This window comes from Streptomyces sp. P9-A4 (assembly GCF_036634195.1).
Taxonomy (GTDB): Bacteria; Actinomycetota; Actinomycetes; order Streptomycetales; family Streptomycetaceae; genus Streptomyces.
On record NZ_JAZIFY010000001.1, the window covers coordinates 2699902 to 2721758 of the forward strand.

The 21857-nt window shown below is 71.7% G+C and carries 16 protein-coding genes and 1 tRNA gene; 5 read left to right on the forward strand and 12 right to left on the reverse strand.

Translation table 11 applies throughout. The annotated features are described in order from the left end of the window. Positions 1-149: 149 nt before the first annotated feature. A tRNA-Cys gene (locus V4Y03_RS12160) sits at positions 150-221 on the forward strand. Between the two features lie 125 nt (positions 222-346). Further along, entirely contained in the window at positions 347-730 is a 384-nt protein-coding gene (locus tag V4Y03_RS12165; RefSeq protein ID WP_332434927.1) for a hypothetical protein, read from the forward strand. Positions 731-744: 14 nt separating this feature from the next. On the opposite strand, the gene V4Y03_RS12170 is transcribed toward V4Y03_RS12165, so the two are convergent. From V4Y03_RS12170 to V4Y03_RS12180, 3 genes are all read right to left on the reverse strand, one after another. Further along, positions 745-1212, reverse strand: a complete 468-nt coding sequence (locus V4Y03_RS12170; protein WP_332434928.1) for a hypothetical protein — start codon at positions 1210-1212, stop codon at positions 745-747. 257 nt (positions 1213-1469) lie between these two features. Next, a complete protein-coding gene (locus tag V4Y03_RS12175; RefSeq protein ID WP_332434929.1) occupies positions 1470-3806 on the reverse strand; it encodes a hypothetical protein in 2337 nt (778 codons plus the stop codon). 14 nt (positions 3807-3820) lie between these two features. Further along, positions 3821-4249 carry a hypothetical protein gene (locus tag V4Y03_RS12180; RefSeq protein ID WP_317874412.1) on the reverse strand — a complete coding sequence of 143 codons (429 nt, stop codon included), beginning with the start codon at positions 4247-4249 and terminating at the stop codon, positions 3821-3823. Between the two features lie 310 nt (positions 4250-4559). Between V4Y03_RS12180 and V4Y03_RS12185 the strand changes: the two genes are divergently transcribed. The 3 genes from V4Y03_RS12185 (at position 4560) to V4Y03_RS12195 (ending at position 9939) form a co-directional block, all read left to right on the forward strand. Continuing rightward, positions 4560-5465: a serine/threonine protein kinase gene (locus tag V4Y03_RS12185; RefSeq protein ID WP_332434930.1), complete on the forward strand. Its 906-nt coding sequence runs from the start codon at positions 4560-4562 to the stop codon at positions 5463-5465. Between the two features lie 105 nt (positions 5466-5570). Continuing rightward, positions 5571-7763 (forward strand): protein kinase domain-containing protein, encoded by a 2193-nt coding sequence (locus tag V4Y03_RS12190; RefSeq protein WP_332434931.1) that lies wholly within the window; start codon positions 5571-5573, stop codon positions 7761-7763. 73 nt (positions 7764-7836) lie between these two features. Beyond that, positions 7837-9939 carry a serine/threonine-protein kinase gene (locus V4Y03_RS12195; RefSeq protein ID WP_332434932.1) on the forward strand — a complete coding sequence of 701 codons (2103 nt, stop codon included), beginning with the start codon at positions 7837-7839 and terminating at the stop codon, positions 9937-9939. Between the two features lie 22 nt (positions 9940-9961). On the opposite strand, the gene V4Y03_RS12200 is transcribed toward V4Y03_RS12195, so the two are convergent. The 9 genes from V4Y03_RS12200 to V4Y03_RS12240 all read right to left on the reverse strand — a co-directional run bounded on the left by V4Y03_RS12200 (position 9962) and on the right by V4Y03_RS12240 (position 21669). After that, the gene (locus V4Y03_RS12200; RefSeq protein ID WP_332434933.1) at positions 9962-10651 is read right to left on the reverse strand and encodes a hypothetical protein; all 690 of its coding nucleotides are present in this window, start codon (positions 10649-10651) and stop codon (positions 9962-9964) included. A 1-nt stretch (position 10652) separates the two neighbouring features. Further along, positions 10653-12971, reverse strand: coding sequence for a DUF6571 family protein (locus tag V4Y03_RS12205; protein WP_317877362.1), 2319 nt, complete (start codon positions 12969-12971; stop codon positions 10653-10655). Between the two features lie 36 nt (positions 12972-13007). Next, on the reverse strand, positions 13008-13427 hold the full coding sequence (locus V4Y03_RS12210) for a hypothetical protein (RefSeq protein ID WP_317877363.1): 420 nt from the start codon (positions 13425-13427) through the stop codon (positions 13008-13010). A 71-nt stretch (positions 13428-13498) separates the two neighbouring features. Beyond that, positions 13499-14746 (reverse strand): type VII secretion-associated serine protease mycosin, encoded by a 1248-nt coding sequence (mycP, locus tag V4Y03_RS12215; RefSeq protein ID WP_332434934.1) that lies wholly within the window; start codon positions 14744-14746, stop codon positions 13499-13501. A 17-nt stretch (positions 14747-14763) separates the two neighbouring features. Beyond that, on the reverse strand, positions 14764-16221 hold the full coding sequence (locus V4Y03_RS12220; RefSeq protein ID WP_332434935.1) for a hypothetical protein: 1458 nt from the start codon (positions 16219-16221) through the stop codon (positions 14764-14766). Between the two features lie 92 nt (positions 16222-16313). Continuing rightward, positions 16314-16775, reverse strand: a complete 462-nt coding sequence (locus V4Y03_RS12225; RefSeq protein ID WP_332434936.1) for a hypothetical protein — start codon at positions 16773-16775, stop codon at positions 16314-16316. Positions 16776-16919: 144 nt separating this feature from the next. Continuing rightward, entirely contained in the window at positions 16920-19259 is a 2340-nt protein-coding gene (locus tag V4Y03_RS12230) for a xanthine dehydrogenase family protein molybdopterin-binding subunit (RefSeq protein WP_332434937.1), read from the reverse strand. Next, complete coding sequence (locus tag V4Y03_RS12235; protein ID WP_332434938.1) at positions 19256-20797, reverse strand: (2Fe-2S)-binding protein; 1542 nt, start codon at positions 20795-20797, stop codon at positions 19256-19258. The genes V4Y03_RS12230 and V4Y03_RS12235 overlap by 4 nt, the downstream gene beginning before the upstream one ends. Further along, positions 20794-21669 (reverse strand): FAD binding domain-containing protein, encoded by an 876-nt coding sequence (locus V4Y03_RS12240; RefSeq protein ID WP_332434939.1) that lies wholly within the window; start codon positions 21667-21669, stop codon positions 20794-20796. Before V4Y03_RS12240 ends, V4Y03_RS12235 begins: the two co-directional genes overlap by 4 nt. Positions 21670-21857: the final 188 nt, after the last annotated feature.

Below are 21857 nucleotides of genomic sequence, written 5' to 3' on the forward strand. Positions count from 1 at the left end.
ACCCCTGTCAGGAGTCCCGGTCGGCCTCAGCCCTTGGCCGTACGACTGTGAACGGGGTGTGGCAGCGCCATTGCAGTCGCATGGCACGCCCCCGGGAACCCTTGAGCCCCTCCCGGCCGCCGTTCTACGGTTCTGCTCATGCACCGCACGACCGTGTGCCCGAGTGGTTGAGGGGCTCGCCTGCAAAGCGAGTTACGTGGGTTCAATTCCCGCCACGGTCTCTGAATGGAGATCCTTGAGGGGCGCCCTTGATGGGCGCCCCTGATGGGCACCCCTGACGGGGGCCCTTAATGATCTTCCTTACGGAACCTTCACATCCGGCCTTCGGGTGTGCCACAGTCCGCGCATGAGCGATCAAGGCAGACGCAAGCTGGGCGTCCTCGTGGGCGTCTCCCTCGCCGGGGCCCTGCTGCCCGGCATCACGCTGGGCGCGGAGACCGTCGACGCGGCCTTCTCCGTCCTCTTCGCCACCGTGGTCCTGGCGGTCCTCACCCAGCTGATCCTCATCGGCCCGTCCGGCCGCGTCCCGCTCCCCGCGCTGCTCGCCTTCGGCCTGGCGGGCTTCGTCCAGGACGCCCTGATCTGGTGGCTGATCTCCTGGTTGGGCCCGAAGATGTCCGACCTCCGCGTCGAGGGCCTGGGCACGATCCTCCTCGCGGCGCTGATCACCCGCGCGACGGTGGTGCTGCTGTCGCAGCTGTCTCCGGCGGCGGAGACGGCGGAGGACTGACGGGGGGGGAGGGCCTACGGCTCGCCGCGCCACTTCTTCGTGTCGAAGACGGGCTTCTCGCCGAGCCCGGCGTCGTTCTCACAGCCCAGCCCCTTCACGACGGCGAGCATGGTGGAGTGCAGGACGGTGAGGTAGGCCTCGCGGGTGGCGGGCGTGTTGGCCGGGTAGGCGCCCTTCAGCGACTTGTCGAACCCGAGCGTCGCGCCGATGGGGGTCGGCTCCTCGTCGGACCCCTTCAGGCGCGGACTGACACATGTGACGAACAGGGACGCCGACTTGTTGTCCGCGCTCGCCTCCCGGCCCATCGCGTAGAGGCTCCGGCCGAAGGCCCACCACCTGGTGCCGTCGTCGTACAGGGCACCCCGGTCGTGCAGCGTGAAGTTGATGCGGACCTCGTTCTTCGGCGAGGCGGCGGCGTCGACCTCGCACATCGCGGGATGGCCCGGCGGCCTGTGCTCCCTCGCCTGATCCTCGATCAGCACGTTCACCGTCCGCCCGAGACCACCGCTTCCGGCCCCCGCGAACCTCTTCGTACCAAGCACCGACTCGAGCGCGGCGGCCGCCGCGGGCGAGAGAGTACCGTCGCACTGCTGGGCGGCAGTGACCCGAGGCGGCTCCTCCTCGTCCTGGCTCCCGCACGCGGTGAGGAGCAGCCCGAGGGCAAGCGCGGTCGATACGGATGCGGACGCTCTTCTCATCGGGGTGCCTCGGGATTCCTCATGAAGTCGGGGGCGGAGGTTCAGCCGGTCTCGGGGGCGTTGCCCTCCTGCTTCGCCTGGTCGTTGCCCCGCCCGTAGCCGTTGCTCACGGACTCGATCATGTCCTGGCGGAAGTCGCTGCTCACCTGGCTGCGGTGCTCGGACAGGAACCGCTCCATCGGGGACTCGGCGCTGTACCGGCCGGCCGTGTACATGGCCTTGTTGCTCTCGTGGATCTCGTCCTCGGCCTTGTCCTTGTGGTCCTCGATCGACTTGTCCGACCAGTCACCGATGACCTGCCCGGCGAGCTGCTCCATGACCCCCGAACCGGTGTCGACGGCGAGCGGCACGAGTACGGCGGCCGCGCCGACCGCGGCGGTGGCCGGCAGGAAGGCGACACCGGCCGCGATGCCCACCGTGGCACCGAGCCCCACCCAGCCGGCCTTGGCGGCCTGCGCCTTCTCGTACTCCTCGTGCTTCTTCATGCCCTCGGCCTCGACCTGGCCGCCGCGGGACTCGTCGAGTACGCCCTGAAGCATGGCACCCGTGAACACGATGCCCCGCGCGCGTCCCTCGTCGATCCTGCCGTCCGGACCGACCTGCGCCTCCAGCACGCTCGTGGAGTAGAGGCGTTCGGCCGTGGAGACCGTGGCGTAGGCGTCCGGGTGCTGACCGAGGCTGCTCAGGAACCTGATCGTCGCGTCCCGCCCGAATTCGGGGTGGGCCGCCCTGTCCTTCCCCGGCATGAAGGAACTGTCCGGAGTGTTCTTGTCCAGACCCCAGTTGAGGTCGTCGATGTAGCCGGCACCCATGTTGCCCAGGCTGTCCGCCAACGGGGACTGCCACTTCTTGAGCAGTTCGGCGTCGCCACCGTACTTCTCCACGACCTGCGTCATGATCTTCGCCGTGTCCCCGTCGCGCTTCAGCTCCGGCGTCGAGTCGTCCCAGGCATGGCCCAGCGTCGCCGATTCCAGGGCGTGGCCGAGCGCGTCGGGCATGTAGTCGGCGGACTTCTTGGCGGCGTCCGGATCGTGCCCGTCGATGTCGGGGAAGAGGTCGTACTTCTCGTTGGCGAAGAAGTCGAGGTAGTTCTCGATCGGCTTGCCGTCCTTGCCCTTCCCGAGGTTCAGCTCGCCGCCGACGCTGCCGTCCTCCTTGTACGACGTCAGCGACTCCTTCGAGAAGAAGTCCTTCGCCGCCTCCGGGCTGTGCCCCAGCGCCTCCAGCATCGAGATCATCGGGTCGAAGCCCGCGCCGTTGACGCCCGACGGGTTGTACTGGTTCTGCAGCCCGCCGCCGATCAACGGCTTGCTGTTGGCGAAGAGGTACGGGTCCTTCGCGTGGAGCTGGGTGACGTGCTCGGCGATCGGGACGAGGAACTTCTTGTCGTAGTCGCCGTAGCGCATGATGCCGCCGAGCAGCTGGTAGCCGAAGGCCGGGTTGTTGTCGTACTTGACCAGCGGGATGCGTTCCGTGCCGAGCTTGCGCATGTCGGCGGACCACTTCTCGGTCCACGCGTCGCCGCCCCGCGTCGCCGTCGCCAGGTTGAGGCCCAGGTTCTTCTGCAGGTCCTGGACGTCGGCGAGGCGCTCCTTGTCGGCCTTCGTGGGGTCGTACGTGTCTGTGGACAGCTGCCCGAAGAACTCCAGCGCGCCCTTCGGGCCCATGCCGTCGTAGAAGGTCCTGGAGAACTCCTTGGAGCCGCTGTTGTCCCCCAGCAGCTCGTTGAGGCGCGTCAGCTCCTCGTGGGAGATGTCCCGGCCCTTCTTGGCGAGGTCGACGGCGCGCTGCGCCTCCTCGGCGTCGAGGCTCGTGTACTTCGGGGCGCTGAAGTCGTGCGTGTCGCCGGTGATGTCGGCCTTGAGCGCGTTCGAGCAGGACACGTCGGCGTCGTCGCAGGTCTCGACGATGGCGTCGATCCGCCGCTGCATGGCCTCGATGTCGGCGCGCTCCTTGCGGACCATCTCCTGGAAGTCGGGGTCGTGCCGCATCCCCTGGTCCTTCGTCCGCGCCAGCGGATCGACGGCCTCGACCCTGCCGGCCTTCACCGAGAAGCCCTTCGCGGGGGCCTCCGTGTCGACGATCCGTTTCAGGTCGTCCTTCGCCTTCCTGAAGGCGTTGTACCCGTCCTCCAGGACCTTGTGGATACCGTCGGCGGCCTTGGCAGCGTCGGCGAACTCCTTGGCCGTCCTGTCCACGAAGGGTTTGGTGACCTCGGCGTTCACCCCGCGCCAGTAGTCGTCCCTGGCCTTCGCGGCCATCGTCGACCGCGCGTCCTCGGCGAGGGTGTCGAGCTTGCCCTTCATCGCGGCCCAGTCGTCGGCCGAGGCCTTCATCCTGTCCAGCGGGGCGTGGTACACGTTGTCGAAGGTCAGCACAGCAGGTCCCCCGCCTACTTGAGGTACTCGTTGATCCTGGAGGCCGAGAGGGCCGCCGCGATGTCCGCCTCTTCCTTCGCGTGCGAGGCCGCGCTGTAGTCGAGGTGGTTGGAGATGTTCGCGCAGGCGTCGAGCAGCGTGTTCAGCTGCGAGCCCCACGTCTCCTGGACGGTCGTCAGCGCGGAGCCGGTGAGGAAGCCGTGGCCGGACAGGCCCGTGGCCGCTTCCGTGGTGCTCGTACGCGCGTGGTTGCCGTCCTTGGCCAGCCGGCCGTGCAGCGCGTACGCGGCGCTGCCGATGGCTCCCAGCTTGTCCTGGTCGACGCCGAGGTCGGCCTTGCCTCCGCCGCCACCGCCGGGCCCGGGGGCGACCTGGTTGAGCCTCATGCCCACAGGGGCCGTGGCCGTGGACCGCACCGACGCCCATTCCCGCTCGAACGACATATTCTCCCCCGTACGATGATCGTTTCGGCTTCGCCTCAGCAAGTTCCCTGCCCCGAAAGCACGACGATCGTAGCGCCACAAGCACCTGTTGAAGCTTGTCCCAACTGGAATCGACGCCACCCCGGACGTCTTCGCGACGTCCGTACACATGGTTCACCATCGCAACTCGGACACCTCGGACTTCCCGGGCCCGCCGTCGCTCCGCCCCCACCGCCGGACCCCCCTCCGGGCACGGCCACCGCCCCCGCCTCGATAGGCTCGACCCCGCCCCCGTCACCACGGGGTGCACGGACGACGGGGGGCAGGAACGGTGGAACGGGCGCGCACGCAGCAGGAGTCCGCGCGGCGGATCGGCCCGTACCGGCTGATCACCCGCCTCGACCCGTCCCGTCCCGGATCCCCGCTCCCCTGCCGCCGGTTCGTCGCCCGCAGCGAGGACGGCGAGCAGACCGTGCTCCTCAACACCCCCCTCCCGGGCACCGACCCGAGCCGCTTCGCCGTCGAGGCCGACGCCGGCCGCCGGCTCATCGGCCCCTGGATCGCGCCCGTGACGGCGATGGCCGGCCCCGGCGAGACGCCCTGGTACGCCAGTCCCTACGTCCCCGCCCTCCCGCTCCCCGTCGCCCTCGCCGTCCACGGCGGCACGCTGCCCGAGGCCACCGTCCGGGCCGTCGGCGCCACCCTCGCCGAGGCACTCGCCGCGGCCCACGGGCAGGGCCTCACGCACGCCGGGGTCTCCCCCGCCGCCGTCCTGCTCACCGCCGACGGACCCCGCCTGACCTGCTACGGAGCCGTACGAGCCGCCTCCGCCGACGGCGAGCCCCGCACCGGCCTGCCGGGCCTCGACCCGGGCGCGCTCGCCCCCGAACAGGCCTCGGGCGGACGCCCCCGCCCGCCGGGCGACATCTTCGCGCTGGGCGCCGTCCTCGCGTACGCCGCCACCGGGCACACCGTGCCCGAACGCGACGAACTCCCGCCCGCCCTGCGCCCGGTGATCGCCTCCTGCCTGGCCCGCGACCCGGCCGACCGGCCGACGGCCGCCGCCCTGATGACCGCCCTCGCCCCGCCGACGACCCACGGGACGGTACTGAACTCGGCCGGCTCCCTCCTCGCCCCGGGCTGGCTGCCGGGCCGGGTCGTGGCGGCACTGGCCCGGCAGTCCTCGGAACTGCTGGCGGCGGAGCTGTCGGTGGGTTCCGAAGCGGTACGCGCGTGATCACGGACATCGCAGGGGGTGTGACCACGGACGTGACCTACGGCCACCCAAGGCACCACCCCCACCCCCTCCTCCCCTTCCCCCGGACCTGACGGACCTCATCCCATGCTGTCGCCCCTGACCCACGACGACCCGGTCGCCGTCGCCACGTACCGTCTCCTCGCCCGCCTCGGCTCCGGCGGCATGGGCACGGTCTATCTGGCGCGCACCCCCGGCGGCCGTACCGTCGCGCTCAAGACCGTGCACGCGCGGCTCGCCACCGACCCGGCGTTCCGGGCCCGCTTCCGCCTCGAGACCGACGCCGCCCGGATCATCGGCGCCCGCCACGGCGCGGCCGTCGTGGACGCCGACCCGCTGGCCGGGACGCCATGGCTGGCCACCGAGTACGTCCTCGGCCCGCCGCTCGACGACGCCGTCGCGCTCGGCGGCCCGCTCCCCGAACCGACCGTCCGCGCCCTCGGCGCCGCGCTCGCCGGGGCCCTCGCGCAGCTGCACTCCTCGGACGTGGTCCACCGCGACCTCAAGCCGTCGAACGTCCTCGTCACCGCGTACGGCCCGAAGATCATCGACTTCGGCATCGCGCGCGCGGCCGGCGACGACCACCTCACGCGGACGGGGGCGGCGGCCGGTACGCCCGCGTTCATGTCGCCGGAGCAGGCGAGCGGGCAGGAACACCCGCCTGCGGGTGACGTGTTCGCGCTCGCGGGTGTCCTCGTCTTCGCCGCGACGGGCCACGGCCCCTTCGGTACGGGCTCCGCCGCCGACCTCCTCTACCGCGTCCGGTACGCCGAGCCGGACCTCACCGGCGTGCCGGAAGCACTGCTGCCGCTCCTGACGGCCTGCCTCGCCAAGGACCCGGCGGCCCGGCCCACCACGGCCGCACTGGTGGACCACCTCCACGACGGCCACGGCGAGTTCGCGGACCACCTCCCGCCGCTCGTCCTCACGGACATCGCCCGCCGCGCGACGGACGTCTGGCTGCACGCCCCCCACCGCCTCCCGGCCCCGGCGGGCTCGGCCACGGCGGAAACGGTCCCGGACACCCCGCTGTCCCGCCGCCGCCTCCTGACGACGACGGGGGCGGCGGCGCTGGGGCTGGCGGGGGCGGGGGGCGGGGTGTGGGCGTGGCTGGGGTCGCGGGACACCCCCGAGGCCGCCAACGGCGCCCAGGTCTCCACGGGTCCCACCGCCCGGCCGGCCCCGACGGCCGCCGACGGGTCACCGGTGGCGCTGTGGCAGGCCGCTTCGCTCGACCGCGAGGAGGAGACCACGCAGCTCCTCGCGGGCGATGTCGTCGGCTTCGCGGAGACCGTCGCCTTCCGGGCCCGCGATCCGCGGGACGGCCGCGACCTCTGGTCCGAGAACGCGGTCATGGAGCCCCAGCAGATCACCACCGACGGCACCTCCTTCTACCTGTCGGACGGCAGCTACGAAGGCCCGGGAGCCCTGAGGATCCGTACGCTCGACCCGCGCACCGGCAAGGAGACGGCCCCGCAGATCGCCCTCAACGGCTTCGACGGTTCGAGCTCGGGCACCGAACTCCTCACCGCCTCCGGCGGCATGCTGTTCGCGTCCTCGCGGCGCGGCAAGAAGGAGACCGACCCGGACGCGAACGAGAGGGGCTGGCACCTGATCGCGGTCGATCTCCGTACGGGCAAGGAGGCATGGCGCCGGCCGTACGAGTGGGACGGGGTTCGCCCCTGGCTCTCCCAGGTCGTCGGCGACCGGCTGATCCTCGGCAAGAACAGCGGCGACCTGGAGTTCTTCGTCGTCCAGGCCCGCGACGTGCGCACCGGGCGCCAACTCTGGCAGCGCCGAATCGCGCTGAGGGACTCCCAGTCCTACAAGCCCGGCCAGCTCGCGATCGACGAACTGCACGTGTACATCGGCGGCGACCGGCTCCGCGCCCTGCGCCTCACCGACGGCACGACCGCCTGGGAGTACGGCTCCGGTTCCACCCACTTCGGCCTGCCGGCCGTCGGGCGGAACGACATCATCTACGCGCAGGAGCGGAGGGCGTCCCCGGGTCTCGTGGCTGTCGTGGGCAAGAAGGGCACGCTGTTCTGGACGGAGCGCCCCTCGGGCCGCGCGCTGACTCCCGACTACCTCGCCGCCCCGGTGGCCGGGGACAGGTTCGTGTACGCCCCCGTCCACGGCGGGCTGAGTGCGGTCGGGATGACGTCGAAACGCTCGATGTGGGTGTTCCCGACCGACGCCAGCCGCTATGTCGTCGACAAGGAGCGGACCAGGATCATCGGGGCGGGAGCGACGTCCGTGATGGCCATCCCGTACGCGTGACGGACACCCACCCGCCGTGTCCTCCCTCCCGTAGCCCTCCCCGCCCCTCCACTCCCGACCCGGAGAGCACCCCGTGACCACTCAGTCCCTCGCCACCGGCGACCCGCTCCGGCTCGGCCCGTACCGCCTGCTCGGCGTCCTCGGCGAGGGCGGCATGGGCAAGGTGTACGTCGGCCGGGACGCCGACGGGGTGCCCGCCGCCGTCAAGGTCCTCCGCCCCGAACTCGCCCACGACCAGCACCTCGCCCAGCGGTTCGTCCGCGAGGCCGACATGGCGCGGGCCGTCACCAGCAAGGGCGTCGCTCGGGTCCTCGGCGCGCAGACCGAGGGCGGACGGCCGTGGATCGCCGCCGAGTTCCTCGCCGGTCCGACGCTCGACGAGGCCGTCCGCGCGTACGGTCCGATGGAGGCGCCGGCGGTCCGCGCCCTCGCCGCCCAGCTCGCACGCACCCTGCACGACATCCACGCGGCCGGTCTGATCCACCGCGACCTCAAGCCCGCGAACATCGTGCTCACCTCCACGGGCCCCCGGATCATCGACTTCGGCATCGCCCGCCCCGAGCACGGCCTCACCCTCACGACGACGGGCCAGATCCCGGTGACCCCCGGGTACGGGGCGCCGGAGCAGGTCCTCGGACAGCGGGTCGGCCCGGCCTCGGACGTCTTCTCGCTCGGCGCGGTCCTCGCGTACGCGGCGAGCGGGCGGCGCACCTTCGACGGCGCGCATGTGGCGGCGGTCCAGTACGAGGTCGTGCACGGCGTCCCGGACCTGAGCCTGGTGCCGCCGGAGCTCCAGGAGCTGATCGGGCCGTGCCTGGCGAAGGACCCGGCGTACCGTCCGCAGCCGCCCCGGATCGTGGAGGCCTTCGCGCCGCCGAAGGGCGCCGACCGGGTGTGGCGCAAGGGGCCGCTGGCCGAGGACATCAAGCGGCGCGAGGCCGCCACGAAGCGCCTGACGGCGCCCGCCGACACCGCCGTGACGTCCGCGTCGTCGTCCCGGCGCCGCTTCCTCACCGGCGCGGCGGTGACCGTGGCGGTGCTCGGGGCAGGGGGTGGGGCGGGCGCCTGGTGGCTGAGCCGGGGAGAGGGGAAGTCACCGACGGCCGATGTGCCACCCGCTGTGCCGACCCCGGAGGCCGCGTTCGCCTCGGCCATCGACACCGAGCCGGGTCAGGCCCCGAAGCCCCTGTGGGGGCCGCTCGACGTGGTGGCGCCGGAGGGTGAACTCCCCCTTCCCGTACGGGATGTGGTCGTCGTCCAGGCGAAGACGGGCGGGCTGCTCGCCCTCTCCGTCACCAGCGGCAAGGAGCGGTGGCGGGCCAAGGAGATCGACGCCGACGCGGGATTCGTCTCGGTCGCCGACCGGCTGGTCGTGGCCGTCGACAAGAAGGGCGTCCTGAACGCCTTCGTCGCCTCCACCGGGGCTCCCGTCTGGCAGACCGGCGAGAACGTCGACGACGTGCTCGCCGCCGACGACACCCATGTCTACCTGGCGACCAAGGACAACGAACTCCACGCCGTCAACGCCTGGACCCTGGCCACGACCTGGTCACGGCCGATGCACTCGCCCCGCTCCCAGAACGGCCCTGCGAAGGCCGCCGTGGGCAGGCAGCGGCTCGTGGTCCACGGCCGGGACGGGCGCGTCACCGGGCTCTACACCGAGAACGGCGAGACGGACTGGCAGATCACCAACCAGGGCACCGCGGGCCAGGCCCCGGCGATCGGCGGCAACACCGTCTACCTCGGCGGCCACGCCCTCACGGCCCGACGCCTCGACCGCGGCGACTTCCTGTGGAAGGACGAGACCCTCCGCGACGCCTCGTACCACGGCTACGGCACCCCGGCCGCGGACGGCGAACTGGTCGTCGCGGTCGACACGTACACCGTCTCCCGCCTCGGCACCATCCCGGACATCGACCTCCCGAATTCGATGTGGTCCACGGTGCTGGACGGCTACGGCGAGGGCAGCGTCAACCCGCCGGCCGTGGAGGGCACGACGGTCTGGGTCCACTCCCCCGACAACAAGTCCGTCGAGGTCATCCACAAGGTGTCGGGCGAGAACCTCTTCACCGTCACGATGCTGCGCACGGGCTCCTACCAGCTCTCCAGCGACGCCAACCGCGTCTTCATCGCCCGAGGCGGGCGGATCGCGGCGATGCCGGTGTTCGGGGTGTAGGAGCCCGGGCGGACGGCCTCGGCTACGGAGCCGTCGTGGGGTTCGGGACGGTCTTCAGCGTTCCGGCCGCGAGGCCGTCCTCCTTGCAGCCCAGTTCCTTCGAGACCTTCCGGGCCGCCGTGTTCGTGAGGGTCATCAGGCGGTCGCGCTGCTTCAGGTCCGTCTCCGGGGTGCCGGGCGGGCCCCACACCTTCACTTCGACGACGGTCTTGTGGGCAGGTGCCTCCAGACCGCAGGAGAAGTAGAGGTAGCCGACCTCCGAGGAGGAGAACGCCTGGAGCCCCGAGGCGTAGGACGTCACCTTCTTCGCGTGCTCCGCGTTCAGTCCCGGGGCTCCGTGGGCAGGGGCGAGCTGGACGGAGAGGTCGGTCCCCCCGCTTCCGGCGGCGTGGAGATCGCAGTACTTCACCGGCTGCGGCCGGTAGGAGTCGGCCAGCGGCGCGTGGGTCGCGTCGCGCAGCAGGCCGAGCGCCTTCTCCGGCTTCGACGAACCCTCCTCGAACCGCTCGGCCCCCATCGCCCCTTCCAGCGCCGCCGTCGCCGCCGCGTCCCCGGCGAAGACGCCGCCGCAGATCTCGGCCGCCGAGACGCCGCCCGGCTGCTCCGTACCGTCGCCGCCGCTCCCGTTCCCGCTTCCGGTCCCGCCGGAGCAGCTCGTGAGTACGGCGGCGACGGCGACCGCCGCACCGATCCTGGTCAGTGCAGACCGCATGTCAGTCCTTCTCGTACGGGTCGGGCAGCGAGTTGTCCCGCGCGTGCAGACGCGAGGTCCGGACGTAGTTGACCAGCTCCTCGTCAAGATAGTTGCGGTCCTTCTCGCTCCAGCCGTCCGCGTTCGCGTAGGCGATGCCCGGCCTGAGCGAGTTCTCCTTGCCCATGGCAAGCGCCTCGTCGCTCAGGTCGTCGGACTTCTTCTTGAGCAGCTCGTCCTTCTCGTACTTCTCGCCGATGTCGTCGGCCTCCATGCCGATGAAGGTCACCACGGCGCCACCCACCGTCTCGGCGGCCAGCGGTACGAGTACGCCACCCGCGCCGCCGGTCAGCGCGACGACACCGCCCGCGGCGACCGCGCCCACACCGAACTTGACCCATTCGGTCGTCTTGCCGACGGCCTTCTTGTGCTCCTCGGAGTCCTTCTCGTAGTCCTTGTCGATCTGCGCCATGCGGGTCTCGTCCAGGATTCCCTGCGCCTCGGACCCGATCCGCAGAGTGGTCCGCGCGTCGGTGAGGTCCCGGTCGTCGAAGGGGGTTCCGGGCTTGGGGCCCACCTGGTCGAGGACGCTCGTCGTGTACAGCGACTCGGCCGCCGACAGGGTGGAGTGACCGGTCTCGCTCTGCGACACGATGCCCATGAAGTTGACGGCGTCGCCGCGGTTCCAGAGCAGCTTGGTGTCGAAATCGGCGCCGAACCGGGACCCGCCCTTGCCGTCGTTGAAGCCGAACGGGGAGTTCTTCTTCTCGTCCATCGTCGTGTCGCTGTCCGTCTCCAGGGAGCGGTTCAGCTCGTCGATGTACGCGGCGCCCATCTTGCCGAGGCTGTCGTCGATGCCCGGCTGCTTGTGCATGACCTTGGGGTCGCTGCCGTAGCGCTCGACGACCTTCTGCATGACCTCCGCGTTCTCCTTGGTCCGTACGTCCTTGAGGCCCTCGGTCTCGGCGTCGTACGGGTGACCGGTGGTCGCGGACTCCAGGGCGTGGCCGAGCGCGTTGTAACCGGGCTCCTTGGTGCGCTCGCCCTTGTCGTTCAGCTCCTCGGGCCAGTCACGGTCCTTGGTGAAGTAGTCGAACGGGTCGAGCTTCTTGCCGTCCTTGGTGTTCTCGGGCGTGAGGTCGATGGAGCCGCTGAAGAAGTCCGTCGACGCCTTCGGGTTGTGCCCGAGCCCCTCCATGAAGCCGACCATGGGGTCGGTGCCGAGGTCGCCGCCCTGCCAGTTGAGGTGGTTGGGCATGCCGCCCCCCTGCTGCCAGGCGCGGTCGGGGGGCAGCCGGCCGTCGTGCGTCATCTTCCGTTCGGTGACGACGAGGGCGTTGCCGTAGTCCTTGAGGAACTTGTCGTCGTAGTCGCCGGCCCGCATCAGGTTGCTCATGACCTGGAAGCCGTACGGATGGCTGCCGCGCGTCTGGATCGGCTCGCTGCCGGCCTTGATGACGTCGGCCTTCCACTGCTCCATCTCGGGGCTCGTGGAATGGGTCGCGGTGGCGAGCGTCAGACTCCAGTTCGTCTGGAGTTCCTTCAGCTTGTCCCGGTGGTCGGCGCCCAGACGCGAGCCGTCGCTCGGGTCGCCCATGTCCGCCCAGTACTCCATGCTGCCCTTCGGCCCGATCTCCAGGGCGAACCTCTCGGCGAAGAACGGGTCCTTCTGGTTGGCCTTGAAGAGGGCGTTGAGCTTGTCGATCTCCTCGGGGGTGGCGTCGTCGCCCTTCTTGTACAGCTCGTAGGCGGCGTGCGCGTCCTCGGCGTCCTGGGCCTTCGAGGCGGCCGCGAGGGAGGCGTAGCTCGTGTCGGAGAAGTTGTTCTTGTCGTTGCCGACGAGTCCGCGCAGGGCGCGGGAGGCCACGTCGTCGGCATCGTCGGCGCGAGTGATCGCGGCCTTGATCGCGGCGCGCATCGCCTCGAAGTCGGCCTGCTGCGGCTTGGGTCCGTCGTAGTCCTTGGCCCGGCGGTCGGGGTGGATCAGATAGCTGACGACGCCGTCCGGGTCGATGCGGATGCCCTTGCCGGGTGCCTCCCCGACCAGCTTCTCCAGCTCGCTCTTCGCCGCCTGGAACTCGCTCTGCGCGTCCCGCAGGATGTTGCGGATGCTGGTCGCCTCGGTCAGGGCGTCGCCGAACTCCTTGGCGGTCTTACGGACGAACGCCTGCGTCACACCGGCGTTCTCGCCCTTCCAGTCGGCCTTGTCGGCCTTGTTCCGGAGGCCGGTCTCCGCCTTCTCCTTGGTCTTCTCCAGCTTGGTCACCGTCTCCGACCAAACGGTGACCGCCTCGTTGAGGCTGCCGAGCCGGGCGTGGAGGACCTGGTCGAACTTCAGCATCTGTATCCCTCGTCAGCCGCTGTTACCGGCGTCGGCTCACTTGAAGTGCTTGTCGATCGTGGACATGGAGAAGTTCGTCACCAGCACCTCTTCGTGGTTGGCGTGGCTGATGACGGTGTCTTCGAGGTGGTTGTGAATGTGCGCGCAGGCGCTGAGGAGCGTTTCGGCCTGGCCGCGCCAGGTGTCCCACATGGTCCACATCGCCGACCCGGTGCGGAAGCCGTCGCCGTCCAGGCTCTTGGAGGCGGTGTCGGTCTGGGCGCCGGCGTGGAAGGCGTCCCGCTCGAACCAGTGGAAGAGCTCCTGGGCCTCGTTGCCGATGGCCTTGAGGTCGGCGGAGGTCACCTTGTAGTCGCTGGGACCACCACCGCCCCCGCCGGGGTCGGTGGGCACGCTGTTGAGCCTCATCGCCACGCTTTCGCTGCGGGCTTGGCTCCACTCCTCGTCGAACGACATGTGCTTCCCCCATGGGTGAGTGACGTACGGCCTGGCGGCAGGCGGGTGGGCGGACTCGGCGGCGAGCGGGCTCAGTTACGCCGCGAGCGGAGGGCGGGAACGGCGACGGCGGCACCGATGAGCACGGCAGCGCCGATGCCGAGACCGATCCAGAGACCGGTGTTGCCGCTGTCTTCGGCGGCGGCGGCCTGGGGGGCCGGGGCGGGGGCGGGGGTGGACTCCGAGGGGGCCGGGTCGGCCGACGGCAGGTCGGTCGCGGTGGCGGTCGGAGTCTCGGGTGCGGCCTCGGCGAGGTCGTCGATGGGCCGGGTGTCGGCGGGGCCGGGGTCGCCGGGGGTCTTCAGGGTACGGAGGGGGCGGATGGCCCCGAAGCCGATGTAGTCGCTGCGCTTCTCGCCGCCCTGGGGCCGGGCGATGGTGTTGAGCATGACTTTGAGGACCTGGTTGTTGGTCCAGTCGGGGTGCTCGGCCCAGAGCAGCGCGGCGGCGGCCGAGGCGAGGGCGGTGGCCTCACTGGTACCGGTGGACTTGCAGAGTCCGGTGCCTCCGCCGCAGGCGTGCACGGTGTCCTTGCCCGGGGCTACGAGATCCACCTGGGGGCCGAACTGGGACATCGTGATGCGCTTGCCCTTTTTGTCGGAGGCGCCGACCCCGACGACGCCGGGGGTCGCTGCCGGGTACTCGGTTTGGTTGCCCTTGTCAGCGCTGTTCCCGACGGCGGCGAAGACGAGGGAACCCTTGTCCAGCGCGTACTTCACCGCGTCAGTGAGTGCAGGCGAGCCGGCGGTGGCACCCAGGGAGATGTTGATGACCTTGGCGCCGGAATCGGCCGCGTATTTGATCGCCGGAGGCACGACGCGGTTGAAATCCTTGTCGCTTTCCGCCTTGCTACCGTCGCCCGCCTCAAGTCCGGGAACACGCACCGGAAGGATCTTGGCGCCGGGTGCCAGCCCGAAAGCCCCGTTCCCGCCGTCCCTTGCTCCGGTACCGGCAATCAGGCCCGCCATCCCCGTACCGTGGCCGAGGTAGTCGGTGAACTGGTCACCGGACTCCTCCGGCGCGAAGTCCTTGCCTTCGAGCACCTGGCCGCGGAGGTCCGGGTTGTTCCTCTCCACACCGGAGTCGATCACCGCGACAGTGACGCCCTTCCCCGTGCTGAGCTGCCAGATCTCCTCGGCACCGAAGGCGTCCAACTGCCACTGCTGGTCCCGGATGCCCTCCGCATGGGCAGGGACGGAGGCGATGCCCACCAGCAGCATCCCCAAGGCGGCCGAGGCGGTGACTCGGGCACGGCTCCGACGAATACTGCTGGTACGCATCTGCTTCCTCGCGCTGATCAGTCGATGACGGGCGGCGCCACGCGGCGGCCCTGCTGCCAGGTCTCCTCGTCCTCGACGAGGTAGTCGGGACGCTCTCCGTTCTGCTCCTCGCGGTCGCCGGGCTTCGTGGCGCCTCCGCGCACGAGGCCGGAACCGCCCGGCGTGAACGGACGCCCGGTGCCACCGGCGGCGCCGGCGCGCTGTGCCTTGCCGCCGACGACCCCGCCGGCCTCACCGGCGAGGCGGCGTCCGCCGCTGATGCCGCTCTGGCCGGCGCCCGCGCCGCCCATGTGACCGCCCATACCGCCGCCCATGCCGCGGCCCATGCCCGTGCCGTTGCGGCCACTGCCCTGTTCGTTGCCGATGACGGTGCTCCGCGGGAGGCCGGTCTGCGGGCGCCCCTGCGTGTTGGGCACCTGACGGCCGCCGCTGATGCCCTCGCGGGTGCCGCCCAGCGGGCCCGGGAGGCCGCGGCCGGTGTTCATCGGGTTGCGTGTGCCGCCGGTGACGGGGCCGGTGGGAGCCAGCGGCCCGGGGCCGCCCTTCCCGGTGAAGGGAGGGACGCCGGTGGGCGTCACGAACGGGGGCGTGCCGCCGTCCGGCTTGGTGAGCGGCGGCTGACCGCCCGGGGTGTGCGTGGTCGGGTTGGTCGTGGTCGGCTGCGGCAGCGTCTCCACGCTGTCGATGCCGAGGTCGACGGGGGCGTCGGGCCGGACCTCGGGGCGGATGATGTGCGTCGGCCCGGTGGTGTCGCCCCTCGGCGGGATCGTGTTGGTGTCGGACGTGGAGCGGATTTCCTGCTGCGGACGCGTGGTGTCCGACGTCGTCGTCCGGGTGTCCGTACCCGTGGAACGCCACTCGCTCTGAGGTGCGGAACCGATGTAGGTGGATTTGCTCTCGCGGGTGCCCTGTTCCTCGGGAACGAACGCCCCCGGCGGCGGCGGGAAGGTCGGCGCCTCGTCGTTCTTCATGTAGAACGACGACCACTTGTAAGCGTCCGAGAGGCGGTACATCTCGGCCGCCGCCGCCTGCTTGTTCTCCAGCTCCTTGGCCGCGATGGCCGCGGCGTCGTCGCTCGTCGCCATGGAACCGCGTGCGTTCCGCGCGACGGTCTGCGAGTCCGGGTCGTTGCGGTACTTCAGGGCGGCTTCCAGGTTCTCCTTCGCGTTCGCGTGGGAGACGTACCGGGGCATGGCGCTCTGCGCCGAGGCGATGGCCGTGGCGTTCTCCGCCATGCGCTTGGCCCCGCGCTCGCTGTAGTCCGAGAGCAGCGTGGTCGAGTTGGCCACTTCGGTGGCCCACTCGACGAAGGCCTTCTCGGCCTCGCCCTCCCAGTCCATGTTCCTCATGGTGGCGCGCAAGTCGGAGGCGATCGTGGCCATTTGGTCCGAGACCGACTTCAGCCGGTCCGCCGCGTCCCTGACGTAGTAGCTGCTCGCCTCGTCCAGCCATGACAGCATCTTCTGGTGTTCCATGCCGGCGAAGTTGGTTCCGCCGCCTCCGCCGCTCTCTGCAGGCCTCATTCCTCGCCTCTTCCCCGTGCCGCTGAAATTCTGTCCGCGCCCGCCTACTGGTAGGGGCCGTCACCCTCGGGCGTGTCGCCCTGTCCGCCCGCCGAGGTTTCGCGGCCCGCTTCCTTGTCCGCCCTGTCCTTGGCGTCCTGCGTCCGCTGGTGGATCTCGATCATCTTGCGCTTGATGTCGTCGTCCATCGCCTCGAAGCCCTGCTTCGAGGCGACGACGGCGATCCCGAGACCTTCGAGGCAGTCCTTGAGCAGACCGGAGAGCGCCACCAGACGCCCGAGGGTCTCGTCGTACGCGGCGTAGGCCCCCTGGGCCTCGGACCAGGCCGCGCCGCCTCCGCCGAACTGCGCGCGGGACACCGGAGCCGTCTTCAGCTCCCCGGAGCTCGCGTCCGAGCCGTTGAGCTCCAGGATGAGCTCGTCGACACGCTGCTTGAACTTCTGCATGGAGTCGGCGCTGTACTTCACGGCCTGCGTTCGCATGCCCCCGCCCACGTAGGCTTCCATGCCCGCGCTCCTCCCCCGTGAACCGTCATGACCATGACGTGGCGTCCACTGCGTGACGCCTACCACCAAGTCTAGAAGTTCACTGTAGTCAGGAACGACGACAGTGCGCATCTCCCGGTTGCACAAGCAACGGACATCACATGGTTACGAATTGGGCACGGCGACGGCCGCCTGGGGGCGGATCGGGAGGCGGTTGACCGGGCGGCCCGTTGCGGCGCGTACCGCTGAGGCCACTGCGGCGGGTGAGGTGACGACCGGGATCGCGCTCGCCGCCTTCGCGCCGAAGGGCGCGACCACGTCGCGTTCCTCGACCAGTTTCACGATGCGAATGTCCGGGGCATCCAGGGATGTCGGGAGTGCGTACCCCGTGAAGTCGGGGTGCCGCACCAGGCCCCGGGCCGTGCGCAGGTTCTCCGTGAGCGCCGCGCCCACGCCCTGCGTGACGCCCGCCTCGATGCGGGCGGTCAGCTGGGCCGGGTTGAGGATGCGGCCGACGTCCTGGGCGACGGCCATCTCCACGACCCGTACGGCGCCGAGCTCGATGTCCACGTCGACCACCGCGCGGATCGCGCAGAACGCGAGGCCGACGAACGCGTCGCCCTGGCCCGCCTCGTCGAGCGGCTCCGTCGGATGCGGGCGGCACTGGGCCGTGGCCCAGAGTTCTTTGCCGTCCATCGCCTCGGTGACCGTCGTCGAGAGCACCCCGTCGTAGGACGTGATCTTGCCGTCGGTGATCTGGAGGAGCTCCGTCGACATCCCGAACTGGTGGGCCAGCGGCTGGAGGAGCTGCGTCCGGACCATCTTCGCGGCCCGTTCGACCGCCCCGCCCGAGACCCAGGTGTGGCGGCCGTGCGCCGCCGGTCCGGCCGGCGGCTGGTCGGTGTCGACGGGCGCCACGTGCACCTCGTCGAGTCCCAGCGTGTCCTGCACGATCTGCCGGGCGAGCGTCGAGAAGCCCGAACCGGTGTCCACCGCCGAGCAGATGACCGTGGCCACGCCGTCCAGGACCCGCACGGTCGCCGTCGAGACCTCGTCGGCGCCCTCCGCGCCCAGCATGTGCACCATGCCCAGCGCGTAGCCCACGCCCCGCCGCACCGCGCCGGGTTCGCCCGCGCCCTCCGGGCCGCCGGGCAGCAGCCAGTCCCCCTCCGGGGTGTCCTTCGGGAGGGCCGGCAGCGGGAATTCCCGTACGGCCGCCAGGAGTTCGGCCACCGGCGCCGGGCACGTCACCGTCTGGCCGGTGGGCAGGATGTCGCCCGTCGCCATGACGTTCCGCATCCGCAGCTCCGCCGGGTCCACGCCCAGTTTCGCCGCCAGCTTGTCCATCTGCGCCTCGTACGCCGCGCACACCTGCATCGCGCCCTCGCCCCGCACATGGCCGGACGGCGGGTTGTTCGTACGGACCGCCCAGCCTTCGACGAAGGCGTGCGGGACGACGTACGGGCCGCACGCGAAGGCCACGGCCGCCGCGAGCGACTCGGACGAGGAGTCCGCGTACGCGCCCGCGTCGAGCAGGATCTGCGCCTCCACCTTCACGAGGCGTCCTTCCGCGTCCGCGTGGTGGCGGTAGCGCAGCAGGGTCGGGTGCCGGTGGGCGTGGCCGAGGAAGGACTCCTCGCGCGTGGCGGTGAGCTTGACCGGGCAGCCGGTACGCAGCGCCAGCAGGCCCAGCGGAATCTGGAAGCCCGGGTCCTCACGGTCCCCGGTGGCGCCCGGGACGCCCGTGACGACCAGCTTGACCTGGTCGGCCGGCAGCCCGAAGCAGGCCGCCGCCAGGTCCCGGTCGGTGTGCGGGTCCGTCGACGCGGTGTACAGCTCCACCCCGCCGTCCGGGCGCGGCACGGCCAGGCCCGCCTCGGCGCCGATCGGCGCCGGGTCCTGCCGTCCGATCCGGTACAGGCCCTCCACCACGACCTCGCCCGTCGCGTCCGGGTCCCCGAAGCGCAGCGGGATGTGCCGGATCAGGTTCCCGTCCGGGTGCAGCGCCTCGGCCGCGAACGCCTTCTCCGGGTCGGTCACCGGGTCGAGCACCTCGTACTCGACGGTGATCGCCGCGGCGGCCAGCCGGGCCGTGTCGGGGTGGTCGGCGGCGACGGCGGCCAGCGCCTCGCCGTGGTGCCGGACCAGGTCGGAGGCGAAGACCGGCCGGTCGGCGACCTGCCGCCCGTACGTCGCCGCGCCCGGTACGTCCGCGGCCGTCACCACCGCACGTACGCCCGGCATCGCCGTCGCGGCGCTCGTGTCGACCGAGACCACGCGCGCGTGCGGGTGCGGGGAGCGCAGGATCGCCGCCCACAGCAGGCCCTCGGCCCACAGGTCGGAGGCGTACGGGAAGGTGCCCTCGGTCTTCGCCCGCGCCTCGGCCTGCGGGAGCGAGGTGCCGAGGCCGTGCGCGGGCTGCTCCTGGCCCAGGGGCCCCGCCCCCGACAGCTCGGAGACCGGGACCGGGGCCGTGGGAACGGTGGTGGTCGCGTCGCTGCTCACGCCATGCCTCCGTCGTACGCGTGGGGAATCTGGTGCGGGACACGGGGCTCGTCGGAGCCCTCGTGCGCGGTGGCCGCCGCGCTCGCCTCGCGCTCGGCGACGACGTCCCGTACGGCTTCGAGCACGCCCCGGTAGCCGGAGCAGCGGCACAGGTTGCCCGCGAGCGCCTGGCGCGCCTCCAGCTCGGTGGGGGCGTGGTTGCCCTCCAGGAGGTCATGCACCGTCATGCACATGCCGGGGATGCAGAAGCCGCACTGGACCGTGCCGCACTTCGCCATCGCCCGCTGCACGTCGGAGGGTTCGCCGTCGACCGCGAGGCCCTCGACCGTCCGCACCTCGCTCCCGGCGGCGGTCGCCGCCGGGACCAGGCAGGAGGCGACGAGCCGGCCGTCGACCTGCACGTTGCACGCGCCGCACTCGCCCTGCGAGCAGCCGTCCTTGGCCCCCGCGAGGCCGAGCCGCTCGCGCAGCACGTAGAGCAGGGACTCACCGATCCAGGAACCGGTGACGGGCCGGTCGGCGCCGTTGACCCGGAGGGTGTACGAGGTGTGGGGGTGCTCGTCGCTGTCGGTGGACGCGAAGGCGCCCGCGGCGGGCTCGACTACGTCCTCGGGAGGAGCGGGATCGGGGGCAGGGGCAGGGGCAGGGGCAGGGGCAGGGTCGGGGCCGAGGGCAGGGTCGGGGCCGAGGTCGGAGTCGGGCGTGCCCGGCTCATCGGCCGTCTCACCGCCGTCCGCGGCATCCGCGTCGCCGTCCGCCGCTGCGCCATCCGGCCCCGCGTCTTCCACCGGCTCCTCACCCGGTTCGGCGAGGGCCTCCGCCACGGGCTCCTCCGGCAGCGCCCACGGTGCCGGAGCGCCACCCGGCAGCGTCGCCGGGGCCTCGGCGTACGGCCTGAGGGGCGGGGCGGCGAACTCGCCCTGCTCCGCACCCGCCTCGGCCACTCCCACCGCGTCCGGCACGACCGCCTCCGGCACAACCGTCTCCGGTACAACCGTCTCCGGTACGGGCGGAATCGACCACTGTCCGGTGGAGCCGGGGTCCACGGCGGGCGCCGCCACCTCCGTGAAGCGCCACTCGGCGGTCGCGTGCGGGTCCTGCGCCAGGTACTCGGCGTGCCCGGCCCGGTCGGCCTCCCCGATCCGGCCGGCTTCCCCGACCTGACCGACCTGACCGACCTGCCCGACCTGTTCCACGTACGCGGGCGGCCTGAACTGCTCCGCGCCCCCGAACCCCCGCTCCGCCCCCTCGACGTACTCGTTCCCGTCGAAGTACTGCGTCTGCTCCGCCTGCGCCGGCAGGTGGACCGCCCAGGTGCCCGTCGCCGCCGGGTCCGTCGCCGCCTGCGGGGCGAGGGGCTGGAGCGGGGTGATCATCGGCGGTACGTAGCCGTGGCCCGGCGCCTCCAGCGGGACGCCGTCCAGCATGAAGTCGGGCGGCAGCTGGACGAACGCCGTCGCGTCGCCGTCGTACCCCTCGCTCTGCGGGATCGGCTCCCAGCCGCCCGGGTTCCGGTGCTGCTCTTCGTTGTTGCTCACGACAGTGCCCTCCCCAGTGCCCGTCGGGCGAGTGCGGCGACCGTGCGCCGCAGGTGCTGTACGGCCGGGGGCAACGCCTCGTCGCCCGGCGGGTCCGGGATGCAGGCGGCGGCGACGTACTCGCCGAAGGCCGCCAGTGCCTCCGGGGCGAGGCCCCGGTCGTTGTCCCAGTCCACCAGCGAGGCGATCCAGCGCTCCGCCTCCAGCGGGCGCAGCGGCATCGGGGCCACGGCGCCGACCGCGCAGCGCACCCCGCGCCGGGCCGGGTCGAGGACGACGGCGACGGAGGCGGTGGCGCGGGCCGGGCCGGTGCGGCCGGTGGCCTTGACGAAGACCTGGGGGGCGTGGAGGAGCGGGACGCGGACGAAGGCGACGAGCTCGCCGGGGGCCAGCAGGTCGCGTCCCGCGAGCAGGTGGGAGACGGGGATCTCGCGGCTGCCGAGCGGCCCGAGGACGACGAGGTCGGCCTCCAGGGCGGCGAGGACGGGCAGCGAGTCGCCGGTGGGCGCGGCGGTGACGACGTTGCCGCCGAGGGTGCCGGCGTTGCGGATCTGGGGCGGCCCCGCGGCGCGGGAGGCGGCGGCGAGGGCCGGGATGAGGGCGGCGAAGTCGGGGCGGCCCATCCGGGCGTGGGTGAGGCCCGCGCCGAGGAGGGCGTGGCCGTCCTGGTACTGCCAGCCGCGGATCTCGTTGATGCGGCTCAGGCCGACGAGTCCGGCGGGGCGGAGCTGCCCCTTGTTGACGGCGGCCATCAGGTCGGTGCCACCGGCGACGGGGACGGCGGCCGGCATCGCCGTGAGCGCCGCCACGGCCTCGTCGAGCGAGGCGGGCAGCGTCACGGACTGCGCCGTCTGTGGTGCGTGCGTGGTCAACCCGCTGCCCCTTCCCGGTGTCCCGGTGGTCCCCGACTGTGCCCGGCGGTCGCGCCTGCGTGTGGGCGTACCGTACGTGCTCACAGGCCGGACGTGGCAACTCTGGCACATCTTCCGAGCGGTCCGGCGCGAGGGCCCGCGAAGGACTGTTCCGTCCGGGACGCCCCGAGGGGAGACGGTAACTTCCG

What these genes read in the sequence shown, in the direction of transcription:
- V4Y03_RS12165 (WP_332434927.1), top strand. Translation starts at nt 347, where the DNA reads ATGAGCGATCAAGGCAGACGCAAGCTGGGCGTCCTCGTGGGCGTCTCC.
- V4Y03_RS12180 (WP_317874412.1), bottom strand. Translation starts at nt 4,249, where the DNA reads ATGTCGTTCGAGCGGGAATGGGCGTCGGTGCGGTCCACGGCCACGGCC.
- V4Y03_RS12190 (WP_332434931.1), top strand. Translation starts at nt 5,571, where the DNA reads ATGCTGTCGCCCCTGACCCACGACGACCCGGTCGCCGTCGCCACGTAC.
- V4Y03_RS12200 (WP_332434933.1), bottom strand. Translation starts at nt 10,651, where the DNA reads ATGCGGTCTGCACTGACCAGGATCGGTGCGGCGGTCGCCGTCGCCGCC.
- V4Y03_RS12205 (WP_317877362.1), bottom strand. Translation starts at nt 12,971, where the DNA reads ATGCTGAAGTTCGACCAGGTCCTCCACGCCCGGCTCGGCAGCCTCAAC.
- V4Y03_RS12210 (WP_317877363.1), bottom strand. Translation starts at nt 13,427, where the DNA reads ATGTCGTTCGACGAGGAGTGGAGCCAAGCCCGCAGCGAAAGCGTGGCG.
- mycP (WP_332434934.1), bottom strand. Translation starts at nt 14,746, where the DNA reads ATGCGTACCAGCAGTATTCGTCGGAGCCGTGCCCGAGTCACCGCCTCG.
- V4Y03_RS12220 (WP_332434935.1), bottom strand. Translation starts at nt 16,221, where the DNA reads ATGGAACACCAGAAGATGCTGTCATGGCTGGACGAGGCGAGCAGCTAC.
- V4Y03_RS12225 (WP_332434936.1), bottom strand. Translation starts at nt 16,775, where the DNA reads ATGGAAGCCTACGTGGGCGGGGGCATGCGAACGCAGGCCGTGAAGTAC.